General features: G+C 41.6%; 18 protein-coding genes. 13 read left to right on the top strand and 5 right to left on the bottom strand.

Features of this window, described 5'->3' with window-relative positions; translation table 11 throughout:
- Positions 1 to 445 precede the first annotated feature (445 nt).
- The 10 genes from ACHZEU_RS05490 to ACHZEU_RS05445 are packed head-to-tail and all read left to right on the top strand — an operon-like array spanning position 446 to position 11,355.
- Positions 446 to 1,678 carry a M20 family metallopeptidase gene (locus ACHZEU_RS05490; RefSeq protein WP_404804152.1) on the top strand — a complete coding sequence of 411 codons (1,233 nt, stop codon included), beginning with the start codon at positions 446 to 448 and terminating at the stop codon, positions 1,676 to 1,678.
- A complete protein-coding gene (locus ACHZEU_RS05485) occupies positions 1,675 to 2,763 on the top strand; it encodes a tartrate dehydrogenase (RefSeq protein WP_004229600.1) in 1,089 nt (362 codons plus the stop codon). Before ACHZEU_RS05490 ends, ACHZEU_RS05485 begins: the two co-directional genes overlap by 4 nt.
- A gap of 1 nt (position 2,764) precedes the next feature.
- On the top strand, positions 2,765 to 3,511 hold the full coding sequence (locus ACHZEU_RS05480; RefSeq protein WP_048390123.1) for an SDR family NAD(P)-dependent oxidoreductase: 747 nt from the start codon (positions 2,765 to 2,767) through the stop codon (positions 3,509 to 3,511).
- A gap of 10 nt (positions 3,512 to 3,521) precedes the next feature.
- Positions 3,522 to 4,976: an aldehyde dehydrogenase family protein gene (locus ACHZEU_RS05475; RefSeq protein ID WP_404804151.1), complete on the top strand. Its 1,455-nt coding sequence runs from the start codon at positions 3,522 to 3,524 to the stop codon at positions 4,974 to 4,976.
- 15 nt (positions 4,977 to 4,991) lie between these two features.
- Positions 4,992 to 6,026 carry an ABC transporter ATP-binding protein gene (locus ACHZEU_RS05470; protein ID WP_048390127.1) on the top strand — a complete coding sequence of 345 codons (1,035 nt, stop codon included), beginning with the start codon at positions 4,992 to 4,994 and terminating at the stop codon, positions 6,024 to 6,026.
- Positions 5,995 to 7,008: an ABC transporter ATP-binding protein gene (locus ACHZEU_RS05465; protein ID WP_404804150.1), complete on the top strand. Its 1,014-nt coding sequence runs from the start codon at positions 5,995 to 5,997 to the stop codon at positions 7,006 to 7,008. The genes ACHZEU_RS05470 and ACHZEU_RS05465 overlap by 32 nt, the downstream gene beginning before the upstream one ends.
- Positions 7,009 to 7,011: 3 nt before the next feature.
- Positions 7,012 to 7,983 carry a P1 family peptidase gene (locus ACHZEU_RS05460; RefSeq protein ID WP_404804149.1) on the top strand — a complete coding sequence of 324 codons (972 nt, stop codon included), beginning with the start codon at positions 7,012 to 7,014 and terminating at the stop codon, positions 7,981 to 7,983.
- Between the two features lie 17 nt (positions 7,984 to 8,000).
- Positions 8,001 to 9,557, top strand: coding sequence for an ABC transporter substrate-binding protein (locus ACHZEU_RS05455; protein ID WP_404804148.1), 1,557 nt, complete (start codon positions 8,001 to 8,003; stop codon positions 9,555 to 9,557).
- Between the two features lie 16 nt (positions 9,558 to 9,573).
- The gene (locus ACHZEU_RS05450; protein ID WP_404804147.1) at positions 9,574 to 10,515 is read left to right on the top strand and encodes an ABC transporter permease; all 942 of its coding nucleotides are present in this window, start codon (positions 9,574 to 9,576) and stop codon (positions 10,513 to 10,515) included.
- 12 nt (positions 10,516 to 10,527) lie between these two features.
- Entirely contained in the window at positions 10,528 to 11,355 is an 828-nt protein-coding gene (locus tag ACHZEU_RS05445; protein WP_004229583.1) for an ABC transporter permease, read from the top strand.
- On the opposite strand, the gene ACHZEU_RS05440 is transcribed toward ACHZEU_RS05445, so the two are convergent.
- Positions 11,344 to 12,981, bottom strand: a complete 1,638-nt coding sequence (locus tag ACHZEU_RS05440; protein WP_004229580.1) for a PucR family transcriptional regulator — start codon at positions 12,979 to 12,981, stop codon at positions 11,344 to 11,346. The genes ACHZEU_RS05445 and ACHZEU_RS05440 overlap by 12 nt on opposite strands.
- Positions 12,982 to 13,121: 140 nt before the next feature.
- Here ACHZEU_RS05440 and ACHZEU_RS05435 point away from each other — a divergent pair, with 140 nt between their 5' ends.
- Positions 13,122 to 14,477, top strand: coding sequence for an aspartate aminotransferase family protein (locus ACHZEU_RS05435; RefSeq protein WP_404804146.1), 1,356 nt, complete (start codon positions 13,122 to 13,124; stop codon positions 14,475 to 14,477).
- Positions 14,478 to 14,520: 43 nt separating this feature from the next.
- Here ACHZEU_RS05435 and ACHZEU_RS05430 read toward each other — a convergent pair whose 3' ends face one another.
- Positions 14,521 to 14,973: a MarR family winged helix-turn-helix transcriptional regulator gene (locus tag ACHZEU_RS05430; protein ID WP_004229576.1), complete on the bottom strand. Its 453-nt coding sequence runs from the start codon at positions 14,971 to 14,973 to the stop codon at positions 14,521 to 14,523.
- A gap of 125 nt (positions 14,974 to 15,098) precedes the next feature.
- Between ACHZEU_RS05430 and ACHZEU_RS05425 the strand changes: the two genes are divergently transcribed.
- Together ACHZEU_RS05425 and ACHZEU_RS05420 are read left to right on the top strand one after the other, a co-directional pair.
- Positions 15,099 to 15,530, top strand: a complete 432-nt coding sequence (locus tag ACHZEU_RS05425; RefSeq protein WP_048390136.1) for a GNAT family N-acetyltransferase — start codon at positions 15,099 to 15,101, stop codon at positions 15,528 to 15,530.
- 100 nt (positions 15,531 to 15,630) lie between these two features.
- A complete protein-coding gene (locus ACHZEU_RS05420; protein ID WP_048390137.1) occupies positions 15,631 to 16,308 on the top strand; it encodes a hypothetical protein in 678 nt (225 codons plus the stop codon).
- A 120-nt stretch (positions 16,309 to 16,428) separates the two neighbouring features.
- On the opposite strand, the gene ACHZEU_RS05415 is transcribed toward ACHZEU_RS05420, so the two are convergent.
- From ACHZEU_RS05415 to ACHZEU_RS05405, 3 genes are all read right to left on the bottom strand, one after another.
- Positions 16,429 to 16,818: an RDD family protein gene (locus tag ACHZEU_RS05415; protein ID WP_048390139.1), complete on the bottom strand. Its 390-nt coding sequence runs from the start codon at positions 16,816 to 16,818 to the stop codon at positions 16,429 to 16,431.
- 63 nt (positions 16,819 to 16,881) lie between these two features.
- On the bottom strand, positions 16,882 to 17,844 hold the full coding sequence (locus tag ACHZEU_RS05410) for a carbohydrate kinase (protein WP_404804145.1): 963 nt from the start codon (positions 17,842 to 17,844) through the stop codon (positions 16,882 to 16,884).
- The gene (locus ACHZEU_RS05405; RefSeq protein ID WP_004229564.1) at positions 17,844 to 18,728 is read right to left on the bottom strand and encodes a DMT family transporter; all 885 of its coding nucleotides are present in this window, start codon (positions 18,726 to 18,728) and stop codon (positions 17,844 to 17,846) included. The genes ACHZEU_RS05410 and ACHZEU_RS05405 overlap by 1 nt, the downstream gene beginning before the upstream one ends.
- Positions 18,729 to 18,745: the final 17 nt, after the last annotated feature.

The raw sequence follows: 18,745 nt of genomic DNA, 5'->3' as shown, positions 1-18,745 counted from the left end.
TGTAATGGTTGGCATTCGCCCTAATAAATGGGTAAGGTGCTTCTGAATGGTGATAGGTCCTCTCCAAGAGATGAGCGAACCACTCCAAAGAAGTGTGGACCCGCTCTTAAAAAGAGTGAGCCGCTCAAAAGAAGCGAATACCCGCTCCAAAGAACCAAAAACTCTTTCTCCAAATTAAAGAAATCCCACTCAAAAAAGTGTTCCCTCTTCCAAACTATAATTATCTAACCACCTGAAAATCAAAAACAATACTCTCTTGCATTCGATGAATTGATCGAAAAACCGTATAAAACAGAAAAAAATGTTGTTTTCTAGTGATTCATTGCTAAACAAAAAGTTAAAGGCGTTCTTTGAATCATTAACATATTGTCTAGTTTCATAGAGAAAGGACAATGTTAAAATAACATAAATTCAGAATATTCTTTAAAAATAGGAGGTCCTTTGCATGACAGTAACTAGTTTAAAGACAACAAAATCGTATGTGCGAGATCGTGAGACGGTGATCGCCTTAACACAGAAGCTCGTGCGCATTGAAAGCGTTTACCGTGAGAACGATCCGAAGGGCAATGAGCAAGAGGTGGCGACTTTTGTAGCGGCGTATTTACGAGATATTGGCATCGAGACGCATATCGAGGAGGTTTTGCCAGGGCGACCAAATGTCATTGGTATTATTGATTCGGGCAAGCCTGGGAAAACATTACTTTTCGAAGGACATACGGATGTGGTGACAGAGGGCAATCGAGAGGCTTGGGCCTATGATCCATTTGGAGCAGAAATTGTAGATGGGCGTATGTATGGCAGGGGAACGAATGATACAAAAGGGAATCTTGCTTGTATGATTACAGCTTGTCAGTCATTGCTACTAGATCAAGAGGCGTTTACGGGCAAAATTANTTTMTGTWTTCCATGTGATGAAGAAGGGCTTATGCTAGGCATTAAGCATTTTATTAAAAATGGCTGGGMCGWTGGTGTKGATGGTGCGATTATCTGTGAGCCACAGGAAAATAATGTGTGTATTGCACAACGCGGGGCTATTCGTTTACAGGTAGATATTTTCGGTAAAATGGCGCATGGTGCGATTTCGTGGAGTGGCATTAATCCTAACTGGCGTATGGCACGTTTCATCGTAGAGCTTGAAAAATTGGAAAAAGAGGAGCAAGCACGATTAGGGCGTGATCCAATGCTGAATTGGCCATCTATTACACCAACGATTTTACGAGCGCCTGTAAAGGGAGATGCACAAATCAATGTCATTCCCGATCACTGTATGACAACACTCGATATTCGCACGGTGCCTGCGCAGGACCATGATGAACTACTGGGCAAGATTGAAGCAATTATTAAACGATTACAAGCAGATGATCCTGATTTCAAAGTAGAACTGACGGTTCTTGATAACCGACCTGCAACAGCAACAGCGAAGGAAGACCCTGTTGTACAGGCAATATATGAGGCTGTGGCAGAGGTAACAGAGAAGGAACCAAAATATAATGGTGTTCCAGGCGCGACAGATGGGACGTTTCTTCATGTGCATGGTATTCCAATTGTAACGGTTGGAGCAGGAGATCGAGAAATTCCTCATCAAATCAATGAGTATGTGGACATTGAAGAATTGGCAGAAACAACGGCCATTTACCGTTTAGCAGCATTAAAATTTTTGGCGGGTGATGCACAATGACAGCTATCAAAATAGCAGTAATACCAGGAGATGGCATAGGAAAAGAGGTTATGCAGGAAGCGTTAAAAGTTTTAAATTGTTTGCAAGAACAACATAGCTCCTTACAAATTGAAACAACCATCTTTCCTTGGAGCTCCGATTACTACGTACAGCATGGCTGTATGATGCCTAATGATGCACTGGCAACACTTCAAACATATGATGCGATTTTATTTGGGGCTATTGGCGATGCTCGTGTGCCTGATGATGTTACCGTTTGGGAATTAATTATGCCCATTCGAAAGCATTTCCAGCAATATGTGAATTTCCGTCCTATTAAATCACTACCTGGGATAGCGTCGCCCTTGGCTAACGGCAAAGAAATTGATTTTGTGATCTTCCGTGAAAATGCAGAGGGTGAATATTCTGACAGTGGTGGTCGACTGTACCAACAGCAGCCGCAGGAAATGACGATTCAAAATACAATCATGACGCGCATTGGGATTGAAAAGATTGTCCATGCTGCCTGTGAATATGCGAAGCAACACGGTAAAACCAAAATAACAAGTGCGACAAAATCGAATGCCATTATTCATTCGATGAAATTCTGGGACGAGCATACAAGCAAAGCGGTGAAGCAAAGTTCACCAGCACTACAGCTCGAATCCATTTATATCGATGCACTCGTCGCCTATTTCGTAGAACGACCACAGAATTTTGAAGTGGTGGTAGCGTCCAATTTGTTTGGCGATATTTTATCCGATTTAGGCTCTGCTATTGTCGGAGGACTTGGTCTATCACCATCAGCCAACCTGAACCCCGAAAAGGATTTTCCATCGATGTTTGAGCCTGTTCATGGCTCAGCACCAGATATTGCAGGCAAGGGCATTGCCAATCCAATCGCTCAAATTTGGTCGCTTGCCTTACTGCTTGGCCATCAAGGCAGACCAGATTTAGAACAGCTCATTGTTAAAGCCATTACAGCTGTGCTGCAGGAAGGCGTTGTGAAAACAGCAGATATTGGTGGACAAGCGACAACAGCACAAATGGGCGATGCGATTTGTCAGGAAATTATTAATAGAACTTTAACAGCAGGAGGTGTTTAGCATGGCAGTTGAGCAACAGGTGATTGTGGTTACTGGTGCAGGAGGCGGTATGGGAAAGGCCATTATTCACGAGCAATTAAAGCTGGGCAATCGAGTTATTGGACTTGATCTATCCATAGATGCCTTATCAGATATTACACAGGATGCCCTTCAATGCTTTGAAGTCAATGTGTTACAGGAGGAACGTGTGCAAGACATCTGCCAGCAGGTTTTTGATAAGTATGGCAGAATAGATGGTCTTGTTAATGCACTGGGAATTGCCCAGTCAGCTACGCCGATTGAAGAGGTCACAATGGATGAATGGAATCGTTTAATGGATGTTAATGTGAAAAGTTTATTTATCACGACAAAGGCAGTTGTCCCTTTTATGAAAAAACAGCAAAGGGGTTCTATTATTACAATTGCCTCGATTTCAGCAGTGCGACCAAGACCGGGCTTACAGGCTTATATTGCATCGAAGGGTGCAGCAGAGAGCTTTACGAGAGGACTAGCAATTGAACTAGCATCTAGTCAAATTCGGGTTAATACGATTCATCCAGGACCAGCAGACACACAAATGCTTGGTCAATTTGCCGCACAGGGTGCAGACGTAGAGCAGACGAAGCAAAGTGTCTTTGTGCAATCTGTGCCATTAGGACGATTAGTGAAGCCAGCAGATATAGCAGGAGCTGTTAGTTATTTACTATCAGATGCAGCAAGTATGGTCACAGGAACGACATTACATGTAGATGGTGGCCGTGGATTATAGGAGGGGTACAATGAAAAAAATTCCTATGTTGATAGATGGTGAGTGGATTCACGGTGATGCTCAGACATACCTCGATGTTAAGAATCCCTCAACGGGTGAAGTGATTGCACAAATTAGCAACGCGAGTAAAGAACATGTAGAAGAGGCAGTACGTGCAGCCCGTGTAGCCTTTGAACGTGAGGACTGGCGTCAATGGAAAGCCTATGAACGTGGGCAGTTATTGATCGAATTTGCACATTATATTCGTAAGCATGCAGAGGAATGGAGTTTGCTAGAATGTCGGGATGTAGGAAAGCCCTTATCACAGGCAAGAGCAGATATTGAAGCAGCGGCACGCTATTTTGAATTTTATGGTGGTGCAGCGGATAAGGTGATGGGAGATACAATTCCGATTGAGGATGGGCTTTTAAATGCAGTAGTGCTAGAGCCAGTGGGCATTACGGTACATATTGTGCCATGGAATTATCCGATTCAAATTACGGCAAGAAGTGTAGCAGCCGCTATAGCAACTGGTAATGCAGTCATTGTGAAAAGTGCGGAGGATACACCGCTAACAACACATGCCATTGCAGAATGGTTCGCCGATAAGTTGCCGAAAGGGATTTTCCAGCATATTACGGGCTTGGGACGAGAAGTTGGTCCTTATTTAACTTCACATCCCGATATTAATCATATTACGTTTACAGGTTCTGTTCCCACAGGAATTGCGGTGATGAAGGCGGCTGCTGAAAATGTTGTGCCTGTGACATTAGAGCTTGGTGGTAAATCTCCTAATATTGTTTTTGCGGATGCTAACATGGAGCAGGCATTAGAGGGAGTTGTACGTGCGATTATTCAAAATGCTGGTCAAACTTGTTCAGCAGGGGCACGTTTACTCATTGAGGAACGAATAAAAGAGTCCTTCATTTCCCGATTAGCCCAAAGGTTCCAAGTGATCCAAGTAGGACCAGGTGAAGCAGATATGGAGATGGGACCGTTACTGAATGAACAACAATATACAAAAATCACTGCATTATTACAGCAAGCAAAGGTAGATGGCTATGTTGTGACGGGTGGGGAACCATTGACATTGGCAGGCTATGAGAACGGCTTTTATGTTCAGCCAACTATACTTGATGGTGTTGATCCAAATGATCCATTAGCTCAGGAGGAAATTTTCGGTCCAGTGTTAACCGTCTTGACATTTTCGACTGTAGAGGAGGCCATTGCATTAGCCAATAGTACGGACTATGGCCTAGTGGCGGGCATTTGGTCACAAAATATCGATACGGCTCACTATGTGGCAAGTCGTGTGCAGGCGGGACAAGTATTTGTCAATAATTATGGGGCTGCTGGAGGCATTCAAATGCCATTTGGAGGCTATAAAAAAAGCGGAATTGGTCGAGAGAAGGGCTTTGTTGCACTGCGAAACTATACGCAAATGAAAAATATCGCTATACGCTATGCACCACCTAATCAACACTGAGATGGAGGGACGCATATGGAACAGCCAAAAGACAAAGATGTGCTTTTAGAGGTCAATCATTTATCAATTAAATTCCATTTAAAAAATGGCAAAGAGGCAAAAGTTGTGGAAGATGTGAATTTTACTATTCATAAAGGAGAAACCGTTGCACTGGTTGGTGAATCGGGAAGTGGCAAAAGTATTACATCCTTAGCCATTATGCGGTTGCTGCCTATACCTCCAGGAGAAATTACGTCAGGTTCTATCACTTTAAACGGTAAAAATCTACTTACCTATAAAAATAAAGAAATGAGCCGTATACGAGGCAATGAAATTAGTATGATTTTTCAAGAGCCCATGACCTCTTTAGATCCCGTTTTTACGATTGGCAATCAAATGATTGAAGGCATACGAAGACACCAAAAGGTATCGAAAAAAGAGGCATGGAATAAAGCGCTACAGCTATTAAAAGAAGTCGGGATTGCGAATGCAGAAAAGGTCATCGCTGAATATCCTCACCAACTCTCAGGCGGGATGCGACAACGAGTTATGATTGCCATCGCAATGTCGAATAATCCGCAGCTATTGATTGCGGATGAGCCAACTACTGCACTTGATGTCACGGTTCAGGCACAGATTTTAAAGCTGATGCTAAAAATGAAGGAAGAGCATCGATCAGCCATTTTATTCATTACCCATGATATGAGCGTTGTTGCAGAGACAGCTGACCGCGTTATGGTGATGTATGCGGGACAGATTGTCGAGGAGGCCCCAGTAAGAGAGCTCTTTTTAAATCCACAGCATCCTTATACCACAGCGCTTTTAAAGACGATGCCAAGCCTTGAAACAGATGTCAAAAGGCTACCATCGATTCCTGGTACTGTGCCACCTGCGTATGCATTACCTGACGGCTGTCGCTTTGCGCCACGTTGTCCCCATGCGCTGGCACATTGTCATCAGGAGCAACCTGCTGTTCATCACATTCAGGAGGCACATAAGGTACGCTGTCATTTATTCACGGAGAAAGGAGAGCTGGCTCATGACAGAGAAAGAAGTTTTGCTGGAAATTAATCATTTAAAAGCCTACTTTCCTGTGAAGCGTAAATMGATGAAGGAAGAGAAAAAGGTCATAAAAGCGGTTGATGATATTTCGATTGAGATTTATAGAGGGGAAACACTTGGAATTGTTGGTGAATCAGGCTCAGGAAAATCCACCTTTGGGCGAACAATTTTAAAGCTCGTTGAACCAACAGCAGGCGAAGTGCTATATAAAGGACAACCCATCCAGCATTTAAAGGGGAATAAGCTACAAAGTTACCGCAATCAAATGCAAATGATTTTTCAAGATCCCTTTGCCTCTCTCAATCCTCGGATGCGAATCGGTTCTATAATCGAAGAGCCGATGAAGCTACAATTAACCTTGACGAAGGAGCAACGCAAAGAGCGTGTGAAGGAGCTATTACAAAAGGTAGGGCTACCTGAGGATGCCATGCATAAATTTCCACATGAATTTTCTGGTGGGCAGCGGCAGCGTATTGGGATTGCACGGGCATTAGCGATTCATCCAGAATTCATTATAGCCGATGAGCCCGTTTCAGCATTGGATGTGTCGGTGCAATCACAAGTGCTCAATCTCATGATGGATTTACAGGATGAATTTCAATTAAGGAGTCTCGTGGGCTCAGATGGTATAAGCGTTGATAGGCATATTAGTGACCGTGTGGCAGTGCTGTATTTAGGTAGAGTAGTAGAGATTGGGACAAAGAAGGAGCTATATGCCAATCCGTTGCATCCCTATACACAAGCATTACTATCTGCAATACCAGTTGTTAATTTTGATGAGCCTAAGCAAGAAATACTTTTACAGGGCGAGTTACCAAGTCCGATGAATCCACCTGTTGGCTGTGTCTTTCATACACGTTGCCCGCATGTGATGGAAAGATGCCATCAGGAGAGACCGAAGCTTCACAATGAAAATGATCATCAACGAGTAGCCTGTTTTTTATATGATGAAAAATCAGAAAATTATAATTATTTAAAAAGTGAGGTGTGAAGAATGTTTGGCAATATAACGGATGTGCCAGGTGTTAAGGTAGGACATCGCGAGAACAAGGAGGGCATCACAGGCTGTACGGTGCTAGTAATGGAAAACGGAGCAGYTTGTGGAGTGGATGTTCGAGGCTCTGCACCAGGTACTCGTGAAACAGATGCGTTAGATCCCATCAATGAAATTGACCGAGTTCATGCTATTTGTTTAGCTGGGGGTAGTGCGTTTGGGTTAGATGCTGCTACAGGCGTCATGCAATTTTTAGAGGAGCAAGGGATTGGGGTAGATGCAGGAGTAGCGAAAATACCGATTGTACCAAGTGCTGTACTCTTTGACTTGTTTATCGGTGATCCACATGCACGACCTACAGCACTAATGGGCTATGAAGCGGCACAAGCGGCACAAGTTGGCTCATTTCCAAATGGCAATGTAGGCGCAGGCTACGGAGCAACTGTAGGCAAATTAGCTGGTCCAGAATTTGCAATGAAGGGTGGGCTTGGTAGTGCTTCCTATGCGGGAAAAGATGGTCTTGTAGCAGGTGCTATCGTGGCTGTCAATGCAGTTGGAGATGTCAAGGACCCTACAACGAGGAAAATTTTAGCTGGAGCAAGAGATACGCATTCTGGTCAATGGGTGGATTGCTGTGCCTATTTAGAGCAACATGCACAATCAGAGGCTTTAGCGGGTACAAATACAACCATTGGTGTTGTAGCAATGAATGCCAAGCTAACGAAGGCTGAGGCTAAAAAGATTGCGCAGCTTACGCAAAATGCCTTAGCACGCACGATTTATCCTGTTCATACAATGCTGGATGGCGATACGATTTTTGTGCTTGGTACAGGGGATCAATCCTATGCACTTGATTATTTAGGCCAGCTAGCGACAAAGGTGATGGAGGAAGCAATTCTGGCTGGCATTAAAGCCGCTGAACGATTGGCGGATGTTGAGAGTTATACAAGCATTCAAAAGACAAGCACTTAGAAAAAGGGGGAACAGCCATGCAATGGAAAAAAAGCGGATTAATACTACTAACAGTGTTAATGGCAATCGTTATGGCAGCGTGTTCAAGTGATGGAGAGAAAACGACGACTACTTCAGGTACTACAGATGGTCAAGCGGCAACAGATGCTCCACAGGAAATTGTTGTACGTGTGAATGATGATCCAGATTTTTTAGATCCACATAAAGCGACAGCGTCCATTTCTTATCAAATGATTCTAAATATCTTTGAGGGGCTAATGGCTCCTGAAACGGATGGCTCCTTAAAGGAGGGACTTGCTGAAAGCTATGAAATTTCTGAGGACGGCTTAACCTATACGTTTAAAATTCGCCAAGGTGTGAAGTTTCATAATGGTGATGATTTAACGATGGAGGATATTCAATATTCCTTTGACCGTTTAATGGGGAAAAATGGTGGGGAAAAAATGTCCAATAGCTTTGATAATGTAGCATCTACAGAGGCGCCTGATGCAAGTACATTTGTGATTAAGCTAAAAGAGCCAAATTCAAATTTCTTGTATTCATTAACAGGCAGACAATCAGCTATTATTCCAAAGAGCAATGATGGGAAGCATAATGAAAATCCAATTGGTACAGGTCCATTTGCCTTTGTGAAATATGCACCAGGTACAAATTTAGAGCTTAAGAAAAATGAACCGTATTGGCAAGAAGGATTACCTTATTTGAATAAAGTAACCTTTGCCTTCCAATCAGATGATCAGGCAGCCATTATGAGCTTAATGGCAAACGAAGTTGATTTAACGAGTGTTCCTTGGCACCGTGTGAGCGAGGTAGAGGGAAGCTATAATTTATCACACCAAAATAATAACTCTTCTCTTATTGTTACATTTAACGAAACAAAGGCACCATTTGACAATGTGAAGGTTCGTCAAGCAATCAATTACGCAATTAGTAAAGCCGATATTATTGACTCTGTGTTTGCAGGCTATGCTGTGCCACTTGGCTCTAATATGAGTCCAGCGATGGGCGATTTCCAAAAGAAGGGCTTAGAAAGCATGTATGAGCGAGATGTGGAAAAAGCGAAGGCGTTATTAGCAGAAGCAGGATATCCGGATGGCTTTAAAACAAAAATTACAGTGTCTTCACACAATGATATTTACTCAAATATTGCACAAATTGTCGTAGCTAATCTACAAGAGATCGGAATTGATGTAGAAATTGAAGTAGTGGAATGGGGAATTTGGCTAGATCGCGTTTACTTTGGTCGTGACTATGCAATGACAACGATTGACTTAACAGGTCGTGCATCTGCTTTTGAAGTGTTGAATGATTACATTTCTACAAACGATAGTGAAAACTTCTTCTTATTTAAAAATGAAGAATACGACAAAATTATGGCTGATGTTTTAAAGGAAACCGACCAAGCCAAGCAAATAGAGTACTATCATCGTGCACAGGAAATATTAGCTGAGCAGGCAACAGCAGTGTATATTGCGGATTATCAAATCGTTTGGGGATCTGACAAACAGGTGACGGGGCTCAAGAGCTATCCATTCTGGTTCCACGATATGTCAGAGGTCAAGTTTTCAAACTAGAAAGGGATGAGTGCTTATGATGTATATCCTACGTCGAATCATCCTGTTAATAACAACCATCCTTCTAGTATCCATTATTACATTTGGTGTTTTTCAAATTTTACCTGGTGATCCAGTTCGCACAATGCTAGGAACAGAGGCGGATCCCACTCAAATTGAAAATTTACGATCYGAGCWTRGCTTGGATCGTVCKCTWKRTGAACWATATKTGGATTGGATGAAGGGCTTATTGACAGGGCAATTAGGGAATTCCATTCGATTTTCCATGCCAGTAAAAGAATTACTATTTGATCGACTTCCTGTCACCATGTCATTAGCAGGACTCACCCTTATCATTGTCTTAATCATCTCATTACCTTTAGGGATGTTTGCAGCAAGAAGACAAAATAAATTAAGTGATGTGTCATTATCGACTGTAACCCAGATCGGTATGGCAGTGCCTTCCTTTTGGCTAGGGATGATGCTTATTCTTTACATTGGCCTACAGTTCAGCTTCTTTAAAATTAGTGGCTATATACCTTGGACACAAAGTGTAGCAGGGGCGCTCAGTACCCTAATACTTCCAGCCTTAACGATTGCGATTCCGCAAATTGCGGTGAATTTTCGTTATGTTCGTACAGCCATTTTGGAGCAGGTCCAGCTCGATTATGTCCGTACGATACGCAGTAAAGGGATGTCTGAACAAAATGTAATGTATAAGMATGTTTTGAAAAATTCCATRATTCCGATATTGACGGTTTTTGGGTTGATTATGGCGGAGGTTGTGGCAGGAACGATTATTGTGGAGCAGGTGTTTTCATTGCCAGGGATTGGTCAGTTATTGATTACGGCTATCAGTAATCGTGATTTTCCACTCGTACAAGSGATCGTTATGTATATTACAGTAGCTGTCGTCATGATTAATTTTATCGTCGATGTTTTATATTCTGTGTTGGACCCTAGAATTCGATTACGTTAAGAGGTGACTACCATGAAACAATTACAGCGCTATACTAAAAAAATCAATTTAGTCATTGGTCTCCTCGTCATTGTTGGCTTTCTGCTCGTCATGATTGTTAGCTTTTTTTATACACCCCATGATGTCAACGCGATGAATATACCTGAAAAATTGCGTGGTCCAGGTGGTGCCTATATGTTTGGAACAGATGAATTTGGGCGAGATATTTTTAGTCGCATTATGAAGGGGACACAAACAGCCTTTGCCGTGGGTCTATTAACGGTTGCGATTGGAACGATATTTGGTATTCTCATAGGCGGAATTGCAGGCTATGTTGGTGGCTGGGTCGATGAAATATTTATGCGTACGATGGACGCTTTAATGGCCTTTCCAGGAATCATCTTAGCATTAATGCTTGTAGCAGTATTCGGCCCAGGAATAACGAATACAGCGATAGCGCTGGGGATTATCGCGATACCTGCTATTGCGAGGATTGCCCGCAGTGGCTTTGTGCAACAACGTGACTCGGAATATGTGCTGGCAGCGAAATTAATTGGTGTTAAGCCTTATAGCATCATGTTTCGTCATATTTTGCCAAACATTTCGTCGCAAATTATTGTGGCAGCAACCGTGACTTTTGCGACAGCAATGTTAGCCGAGGCAGCACTGAGCTATTTAGGGCTTGGGGTACAGCCACCAAACCCTAGCTGGGGCAGAATGTTAAAAGATTCACAAGCCTATTTAATCGGTGCCCCTTGGTATACGTATGCCCCTGGAGGAGCCATTACGATTCTTGTTTTAGGCTTATATATGCTCAGTAATGCTTTACGAGATTTTATGGACCCGCGTTCAAAATCGTAATAGATCAGGTGCTGTCTTTTGCAACAGTTCATATGCCTTAACAGCCATCTCAATATTGAGGCGATGGGGAGCTTGTAAAAAATCAGCACCTAGTATACTTTCTAAGCGTTCTATTCGTTTGTAAAGTGTTTGACGGACAATAAACAGCTGTTCTGCTGTATCATTTTTAGCTCCATTACAGGACAGATAAACAGCTAATGTTTGAAATAAATCATGGCTACTTTTTTGATCTAATACTAAAATTTCCTGTAAATAATCTTTTACAAATTGTAAGAGAGCTGTTTGATCCTGCTGTAATAACAATCGATAAACACCTAAATCCTTATAATAGATGGAGCTCGTCAATTGATGATGCTGCATTTGGATGGCTGATTTGGCTTCCTTATAGCCCAGATGAACACTTTCGATCGTTTGATAGACATTGCTAATACCACAGCTAAGGGTAAGTTGCTCAAAAAATTGTGCTGCTTTTCTTGCAATGATTTGTGAAATTGCTTGATCAAAAGCGTCGCGATTGTCTTTCATATAATCTGCGGCAATGAAAAAGGCTAAAATAATTATCTCGTGCTGTCTTACTGAAACAGTAGGGAAAAATCCAAGCTTTTTCAGAATCGAACGAACATACATGGCATTTTGTAGCTGGATTTCCTGCCATTCTTCTTCAGGTACAGTATTGGCTTCATCATGTAGATTGAACACGACGACTCGGTAAAATAAATTACGACTTTCGATTGGTAAATAGCTTTGGTAGTATTGAATATCTACTGGCTGACCTTGAATTAAGGCTAGTATGAATTCATCTTCCCGGCTTTGCTGTCGCTCCTGAAGCATGCGGTTACGCATTAAAATATGGGCAATTGACATAGTTGCTCGTTCAAGATTTAACAAGGTGTAATCACTCTGCTTTGGCAGTTCAGAATGCATACATAAATAGCCCCACACTTGTCCAAGTCCATTAACAGGAATAATGACAAAATGGTCTTTACCCAAGGATAGAAGGTGCAAGGGCTCTTGTAGTTCTAACTGCTGACAATGCTCCTCCATGACACGTAAATATTTTTTAGCCTCCATAGGATAATAAAAGCTTTTTGTATCTTCTGAAACAAATAGAAAGGGAGCATTTGTATCTTGATGGAGCACTTGTAATATTTTTAAAATACCATTTGGCATTAATGATAATTCCATAAAAGTTTTGGATAGTGTATCTAGCTGTGTAAGTGCCTGCTGGTGTTGATTAATTATGTACGTGTGCAAATCTTGCGTAATATCAATAAATCGTACAATTTCCTCAAAGATGATGATAGGGAAATGATGGGCATTTGCCATGGCAATCAATTCTACGGGAACATGGTCAAAATAGTCGCCAATTTCTATACAAAGACCAGCTGCCTCATTACGAATAAGGTTTTGTAAGTAGGCTATTTGTGTTTCTCGTTCTAGCTGTAAACCGACACCCGTGGTTAAAATTAATTCACCACCATTGATTAAGGTTTCAAAATCTTTAATTTCTAATATATGTGTCCACAATACTTGGCGATCTAGGCCGTGCTGCCCTGCAATAAGCTTCGCCGATTCAAAATGCTTGCGCTTGAGGACATCACGTACGAGTAGAGGATGTTTCGACATCAATTAGCACCTGCCCTTCGAATGTACAATGTCTATTTCATTATGTTAGAGAAATCAGAAAATTTCAATATTAACTAGCTTAATAGGGAAAATGGTGATAGACAAAAAGACACCGATGATACACGATTGGAGGTCATGATATGGAGCGAAACGATCAGTTTACACATACTTTACAGCAAAAAGATCATGAAAACATTTGGCATCACATGTCTATCTATAACGACAAAGCACCTCCCATTATTGAGCAGGGAGAAGGGGCATGGATTACAGATAGTTTAGGCAATCGCTTTTTAGATGGCATGTCAGGCTTATGGGCAGTGAATGTAGGGTATGGGCGTGAGCGTCTTGCTAGGGTTGCGTATGAGCAGCTAAAAAAGCTTTGCTATGCTCCTTTAACACAAAGCCATGAACCTGCCATCAGGCTCGCTGAAAAAATAAACAGCTTACTTGAGGATGACTATATGATGTTTTATTCCACTAGTGGCTCAGATGCGAATGAAGTAGCGTTTAAGTTAATACGTCAATACCATCAACAAAATGGGGAAGGGAACCGCTACAAAATCATTGCTCGTTATCGGGGCTATCATGGCAGTTCACTTGGGGCATTAGCAGCTACAGGTCAGGCATTACGTAAATTTAAGTACGAGCCGCTGACACCGKGCTTCTTACATGTTGCTCCACCTGATCACTATCGTCGTCCAAAAGGGCAGTCAATTGAGGCATACAGCCTAGCACTTGCCCGAGAAATGGAAGAAAAAATTATTTGGGAGCAAAAAGAAACCATTGCGGCTGTCATTATGGAGCCACTCATCACGGGTGGTGGAGTGCTTATTCCACATCCAACTTATGTCAAAGAAGTCGAGCGCATTTGTAGAAAGCATGGAGTATTACTCATCATGGATGAAGTCATTTGTGGCTTCGGACGGACAGGTAAGCTATTTGGCCATCAGCATTTTGATATTCGACCAGATGTCATTACCATGGCGAAAGGATTAACGAGTGCCTACCTACCACTATCCATTACAGCTATACGGAAAGACATTTATGAAAAATTTAAAGAGACGGACGGCTATAGTCATTTTCGCCATATCAATACGTTTGGGGGCAATCCAGCAGCTTGTGCAGTGGCTTTAGAAAATATAAAAATCATGGAGGAGGAAGGACTTGTGCAGCGAGCAAGAGATTTGGGTATTCAATTCCTACATGATTTGCAAGACCTATTAGAGCTGCCTTTCGTTGGCGATATTCGTGGGCTTGGGTTACTCATTGGCATCGAGCTGGTCGAAGATAAACAATCTCAAACACCTGCTAAGCCTGAGCTAATCGCGAAAATCATGGCTGATTGTCAAGCAAATGGCTTAATTATTGGAAGAAATGGTGATACAGTTGAAGGCTTCAATAATATCATTACGTTAAGTCCGCCGCTGTGCTGTACAGACGAGGACTTTGATTTTATGGTTGCTGTATTAAAACGAGTATTTGCAGCCAATGTCTAGCCTAAGGCGATTCCAAATGTGCGAAAAACACGAGGAATCGCCTTTAATACTGTCGTTTATGCCCTTTCTTCACCTCTTCCCAGTCAATTTCGATGTTATGCAACACACGTGTTAGAAGACTGTGAATGCAGTTAATCTCCTCATTAGAAAACCCCTCAAGCGCACGAGCATTGGAATATTCGCCCTCCCGTTTTAAAAAAGGGTAGATGTCCATGCTTTTAGCTGTAGGAAAAAGTAATTTATTTTTCTTATTACCTTGTTCAATTCGTTTTTCAATAAAGCCTTTGGTCTCCAATTTTTGAATAGCTCGTGAAGCCGTTGTACGGTCTACCTTCAATAGCTCTGCGACTTTCTCTTGAATAATACCTGGATGTTCACAAATACGGATGACATATAAATATTGCCCCTTTGTCAAATCCAATTCCTTGAATTCAATATTGCTTATCGAGTCTAATGCCCGTGCTATGGCACCTATTTCACGTAAGATTTCTTTCATGTTCGATCCTCCTGAGATTTTTGTTGTAATTGCAATAAAAATCATTCTATACTAATACTATCATCTTCAAAGTGAAATTGCACCTAGAGAAGATGATAAGGCAGGAGAAACTAGGAGGAATAGTAATGACTATAAAAAAAGTGACAACTGAAGCAGAATTACAAACAGCGTTTGATTTTAGACGAAGCGTTTTTATTGAAGAGCAGCAAGTCCCTGAGGAAGAAGAATATGATGAATTTGATGCACTGGATACTCCATGCGATCATATTTTGGTGTATTACAATGAGCAACCTGTTGGAACAGGGAGACTTCGAGTTGTAGAGGACTATGGCAAATTGGAGCGTATTTGTATATTAGAAGAATACCGCAAATATGGCCTTGGTAAGGAAGTTATTGTGGGCCTAGAGCAAATTGCTCGAGATAAAGGACTAACAAAAGCAAAATTAAATGCTCAGTCCTATGCAGAAGGCTTTTATGAAAAATTAGGCTATCAGCGTGAAGGTGAAGAATTTATGGATTGTGGCATCCCCCATATTTTAATGAAGAAATACTGGTAGCAGACGAAATTCACACGATTATAGAAAATGCCAGACTTAGCGTCATACGTTGTAACTTTTTAATCGTTGCTCGGGTCTACTGCTGAAAGGGGGGATGTTGTTGAAGAAATGGATATGCCTTTGTATCATGTGTTTGTTGTTACTGACTGCTTGCGGTAGTCAAGTCATCATCGAATGGGTTGATTTAATCAAATGGGATGGTAAGCAATATGAAGCTGTATATGAAGTAGCGTTAGCCGATCGTTCATTCATTGATAAGGAAATAGGGGAAGTTGATTTTAAAGTGGCAGATCATATCAAAAGAACTTCCTATCGCTTTAAGGATGGCGATGCAGCATTCCATGAGAAGGGAACAAAGCTTTATGCGATAAAGGGTCTTGACGATGCCATTGCGGTAGAGGATCAGTCGGTTATTAATGGCTATCGAATTTATATGATAAGAGCTGAAGCTCCGCCGCGACGGAATTTTGATCAGGTTCCATTAGAAGAAGTGAAGAAAATAGAATTCTACTCATCTACGGAAGAAGGCAATCGGAAAACGGCTAGCTATACAAACCAGTCTGACATGGCAGATATAAAGGCAATTTTAGTCAATAGTAAACCAGCCCCATCCTTTGAGCCGAACGGGGATACGAACCGTTATGATGTACTCCTTTATACAGACGATGCCATTGCTTTTCAATATGGCATACAATTTGATGGTACTACTTATTTTTGGTTTCCGTCAGAAAACGCGATTTTATCGAATGATATACAGCAGTTTATTTCCAAAGATTAGCGTACTTCTCGAAAGAGAATTGAAGGATAATGCCTGTACTTCTTAATGGTTCAGTCGGATTAACACTTTAGCAAAATGTTCCAATTAAAGAAAGCTGCCCAAACATAAGGCAGCTTTCCTTTATTTTTTCTTTACAACCGTACCTGCAAAGCTATCATGAGGAAGACGTTGACCGTGCTGCTGCTCGAAGGCTTGGCGATCTTTTAGATAATCGAACGTACTGATAGTGTCTCGATATGCCATGCGTTTAATAATTTGACATTCTGATAATGGACGACCATCTTCATTTTCGAGTGTCAATCCCATTGCTTTGTAGCCAATCGTTTGTCCGTTTTTACGGAGTTGTGCATATTCTAGCGCCCACAATACCACAGTTGGCGTAACGAGTGCATGAACAGCCTCATTTTTTACTTTTTTTCGTAGGAAGTATTCAACCCCAAACGTGACAGCTGTTGAAACAGCTGTATCGATTAAAAATGCAGCTGTGCGTTTTTTTGTCATCGATTCCATATAAGCCCTCCTTTAATGACCTGTCACTAGTACATACGAACAATAAGGACAAAAAGTTTCGATTTATCCTAGATTCATATCTAATGAAAGTACAGGATAGGATGGAATTGCCCCATGCTTTGTTGTTGAAATGCCCGCATATCCGTTTGCAAAAGATAGCAGAGACATTGCATACTGTTCACAATGAGCTGCCACTTGATCTACTGTTAGTTGATGATGAAGAAATTGACTTAAAATCGCGCCAATAAAAGCATCACCAGCACCAGTTGTATCAACGGTTTGTACCTTGTTAGCAGGAGCCTTCACATGATGTTTTTTCGTATATAAGGTAGCCCCAGCAGCACCATGTGTAATGATAATAACTTCTACATATCCCTTGAATAACGTTTGAACAGCTTCCTGTTCATCTTCTAGAGTTGTTAAAAACAACAGTTCTTCCTCTGAAAGCTTGACAATATGGGCTTTTGGTAAAAAGGCTAGAATGGTTTCACAACACGCCGTCTTATCCTGCCATAAAGGAAGGCGCACATTCGGATCGAAGGATATAAGGCTTCCTGCTTGATGTGCCTGTTCAATAAGGGCAAGATGTGCTTGTTTCATAGGACTCTCTACAAGATTAACAGAGCAAAAGTGAACGATATCGTGCGCTGTTAATAGCTGCGAGGGGAGGTATTCCTGTTTGTATAAGAGATCTGCAGCATGTCGGCGATAAAATTGAAAATCTCGTTCGCCATGTTCATTTAATGAAACAAAGGCAAGACTTGTTTCACCATCCGTTGATTGACGAATAAACTGTGTATCTACACCTGCTTGCTGCAACGTTTTGATTAGGAAGTCACCAAAGGCATCCTGACCGACTTGTGTGAGAAGGGCCGCCTGCTGTCCTAGCTTTGCACAGACAGCGGCTACATTGGCAGGTGCTCCTCCTGCATGTTTAGTAAAATGCTCAATGTTGGCTAGGGAGCCGTGCTGCTGTGTCGGTGTAAAGTCAACTAATAATTCTCCAATTGTGAAGAGCTTGCCCATTATGAGACCTCCTGTGGTAGTCGCTTTTTCTTAGGAACATAAATGGTATAAAAAATACCAGCGAAAATGAGAAGGATCCCCATCGTTTGCGTAAAGCTTGGCATAAAATCAAGCAATAGCATATCCAGTAAAATGGCGACAACAGGGTCGACAAAAACCAATACAGAGACAAGAATCGTAGACAGGCTACGAATACTATCAAAAAATAAATAGTAAACAAATCCTGTATGAATAAAGCCTGTGCCGAGTATATAAAACCAATTAGTTGACGTTAATCCATCAAACAGCGAGAAGTCGATAAAAGGCAGTAGTATCACGATTCCAACTGTTGTTTGAATATAGGTTAACGCATACGAGCTAAGCTTCGTGATGGTTTTGCTTGTTAGCATTGTAAGGGCATAAAATACTGCTGACAGTAATGCCCAGATAAAGCCAGATTGCATAAATTCTGAGAACGACACAAAATTATTGAGACCGATGATAAAAATACTACCGATAAAGCAAGTGATTGTTGCGACAAGTGCCTGAATGGTCATTTTTTCCTTCAAAAAGATAGCGCCTAAAATTAACACAAATATGGGGGCTAAATTATAGATGGAAATGGCAATTGAAATGGACATTTCCTCAAAGGCTTTAAATAAAAATACCCAGTTTAACACAATAAAGACACCGCAAATAAGCGTTTGAAAAATTTCTTTCTTATCCCATACCTCTGTTTTATGTCCACCAGTGATGAGCCACATACCACCTAGAAAGAGGGTTGCGCAAATGCATCTAACAAAGACAAGCTCTGTAGCGGGAACACCAGTGTGAACGGTAAAAAAGCCGATGGAACCAAACAGTGCCATGGAGACTGTTAGTTTAATGATTGCTGAGATGTTCATACGAAACCTTCCTTCTA

This window comes from Lysinibacillus sp. S1, from assembly GCF_044986265.1.
Taxonomy (GTDB): domain Bacteria; phylum Bacillota; class Bacilli; order Bacillales_A; family Planococcaceae; genus Lysinibacillus; species Lysinibacillus capsici.
Note: the sequence above shows the minus strand (reverse complement) of the source record. Positions and strands in the feature narration are given on the sequence as shown.

Excerpts from the sequence above, each read along its gene's own strand:
- ACHZEU_RS05485 (WP_004229600.1), top strand. The coding sequence starts at position 1,675 with ATGACAGCTATCAAAATAGCAGTAATACCAGGAGATGGCATAGGAAAA.
- ACHZEU_RS05480 (WP_048390123.1), top strand. The coding sequence starts at position 2,765 with ATGGCAGTTGAGCAACAGGTGATTGTGGTTACTGGTGCAGGAGGCGGT.
- ACHZEU_RS05475 (WP_404804151.1), top strand. The coding sequence starts at position 3,522 with ATGAAAAAAATTCCTATGTTGATAGATGGTGAGTGGATTCACGGTGAT.
- ACHZEU_RS05470 (WP_048390127.1), top strand. The coding sequence starts at position 4,992 with ATGGAACAGCCAAAAGACAAAGATGTGCTTTTAGAGGTCAATCATTTA.
- ACHZEU_RS05455 (WP_404804148.1), top strand. The coding sequence starts at position 8,001 with ATGCAATGGAAAAAAAGCGGATTAATACTACTAACAGTGTTAATGGCA.
- ACHZEU_RS05445 (WP_004229583.1), top strand. The coding sequence starts at position 10,528 with ATGAAACAATTACAGCGCTATACTAAAAAAATCAATTTAGTCATTGGT.
- ACHZEU_RS05440 (WP_004229580.1), bottom strand. The coding sequence starts at position 12,981 with ATGTCGAAACATCCTCTACTCGTACGTGATGTCCTCAAGCGCAAGCAT.
- ACHZEU_RS05430 (WP_004229576.1), bottom strand. The coding sequence starts at position 14,973 with ATGAAAGAAATCTTACGTGAAATAGGTGCCATAGCACGGGCATTAGAC.
- ACHZEU_RS05425 (WP_048390136.1), top strand. The coding sequence starts at position 15,099 with ATGACTATAAAAAAAGTGACAACTGAAGCAGAATTACAAACAGCGTTT.
- ACHZEU_RS05415 (WP_048390139.1), bottom strand. The coding sequence starts at position 16,818 with ATGGAATCGATGACAAAAAAACGCACAGCTGCATTTTTAATCGATACA.
- ACHZEU_RS05410 (WP_404804145.1), bottom strand. The coding sequence starts at position 17,844 with ATGGGCAAGCTCTTCACAATTGGAGAATTATTAGTTGACTTTACACCG.
- ACHZEU_RS05405 (WP_004229564.1), bottom strand. The coding sequence starts at position 18,728 with ATGAACATCTCAGCAATCATTAAACTAACAGTCTCCATGGCACTGTTT.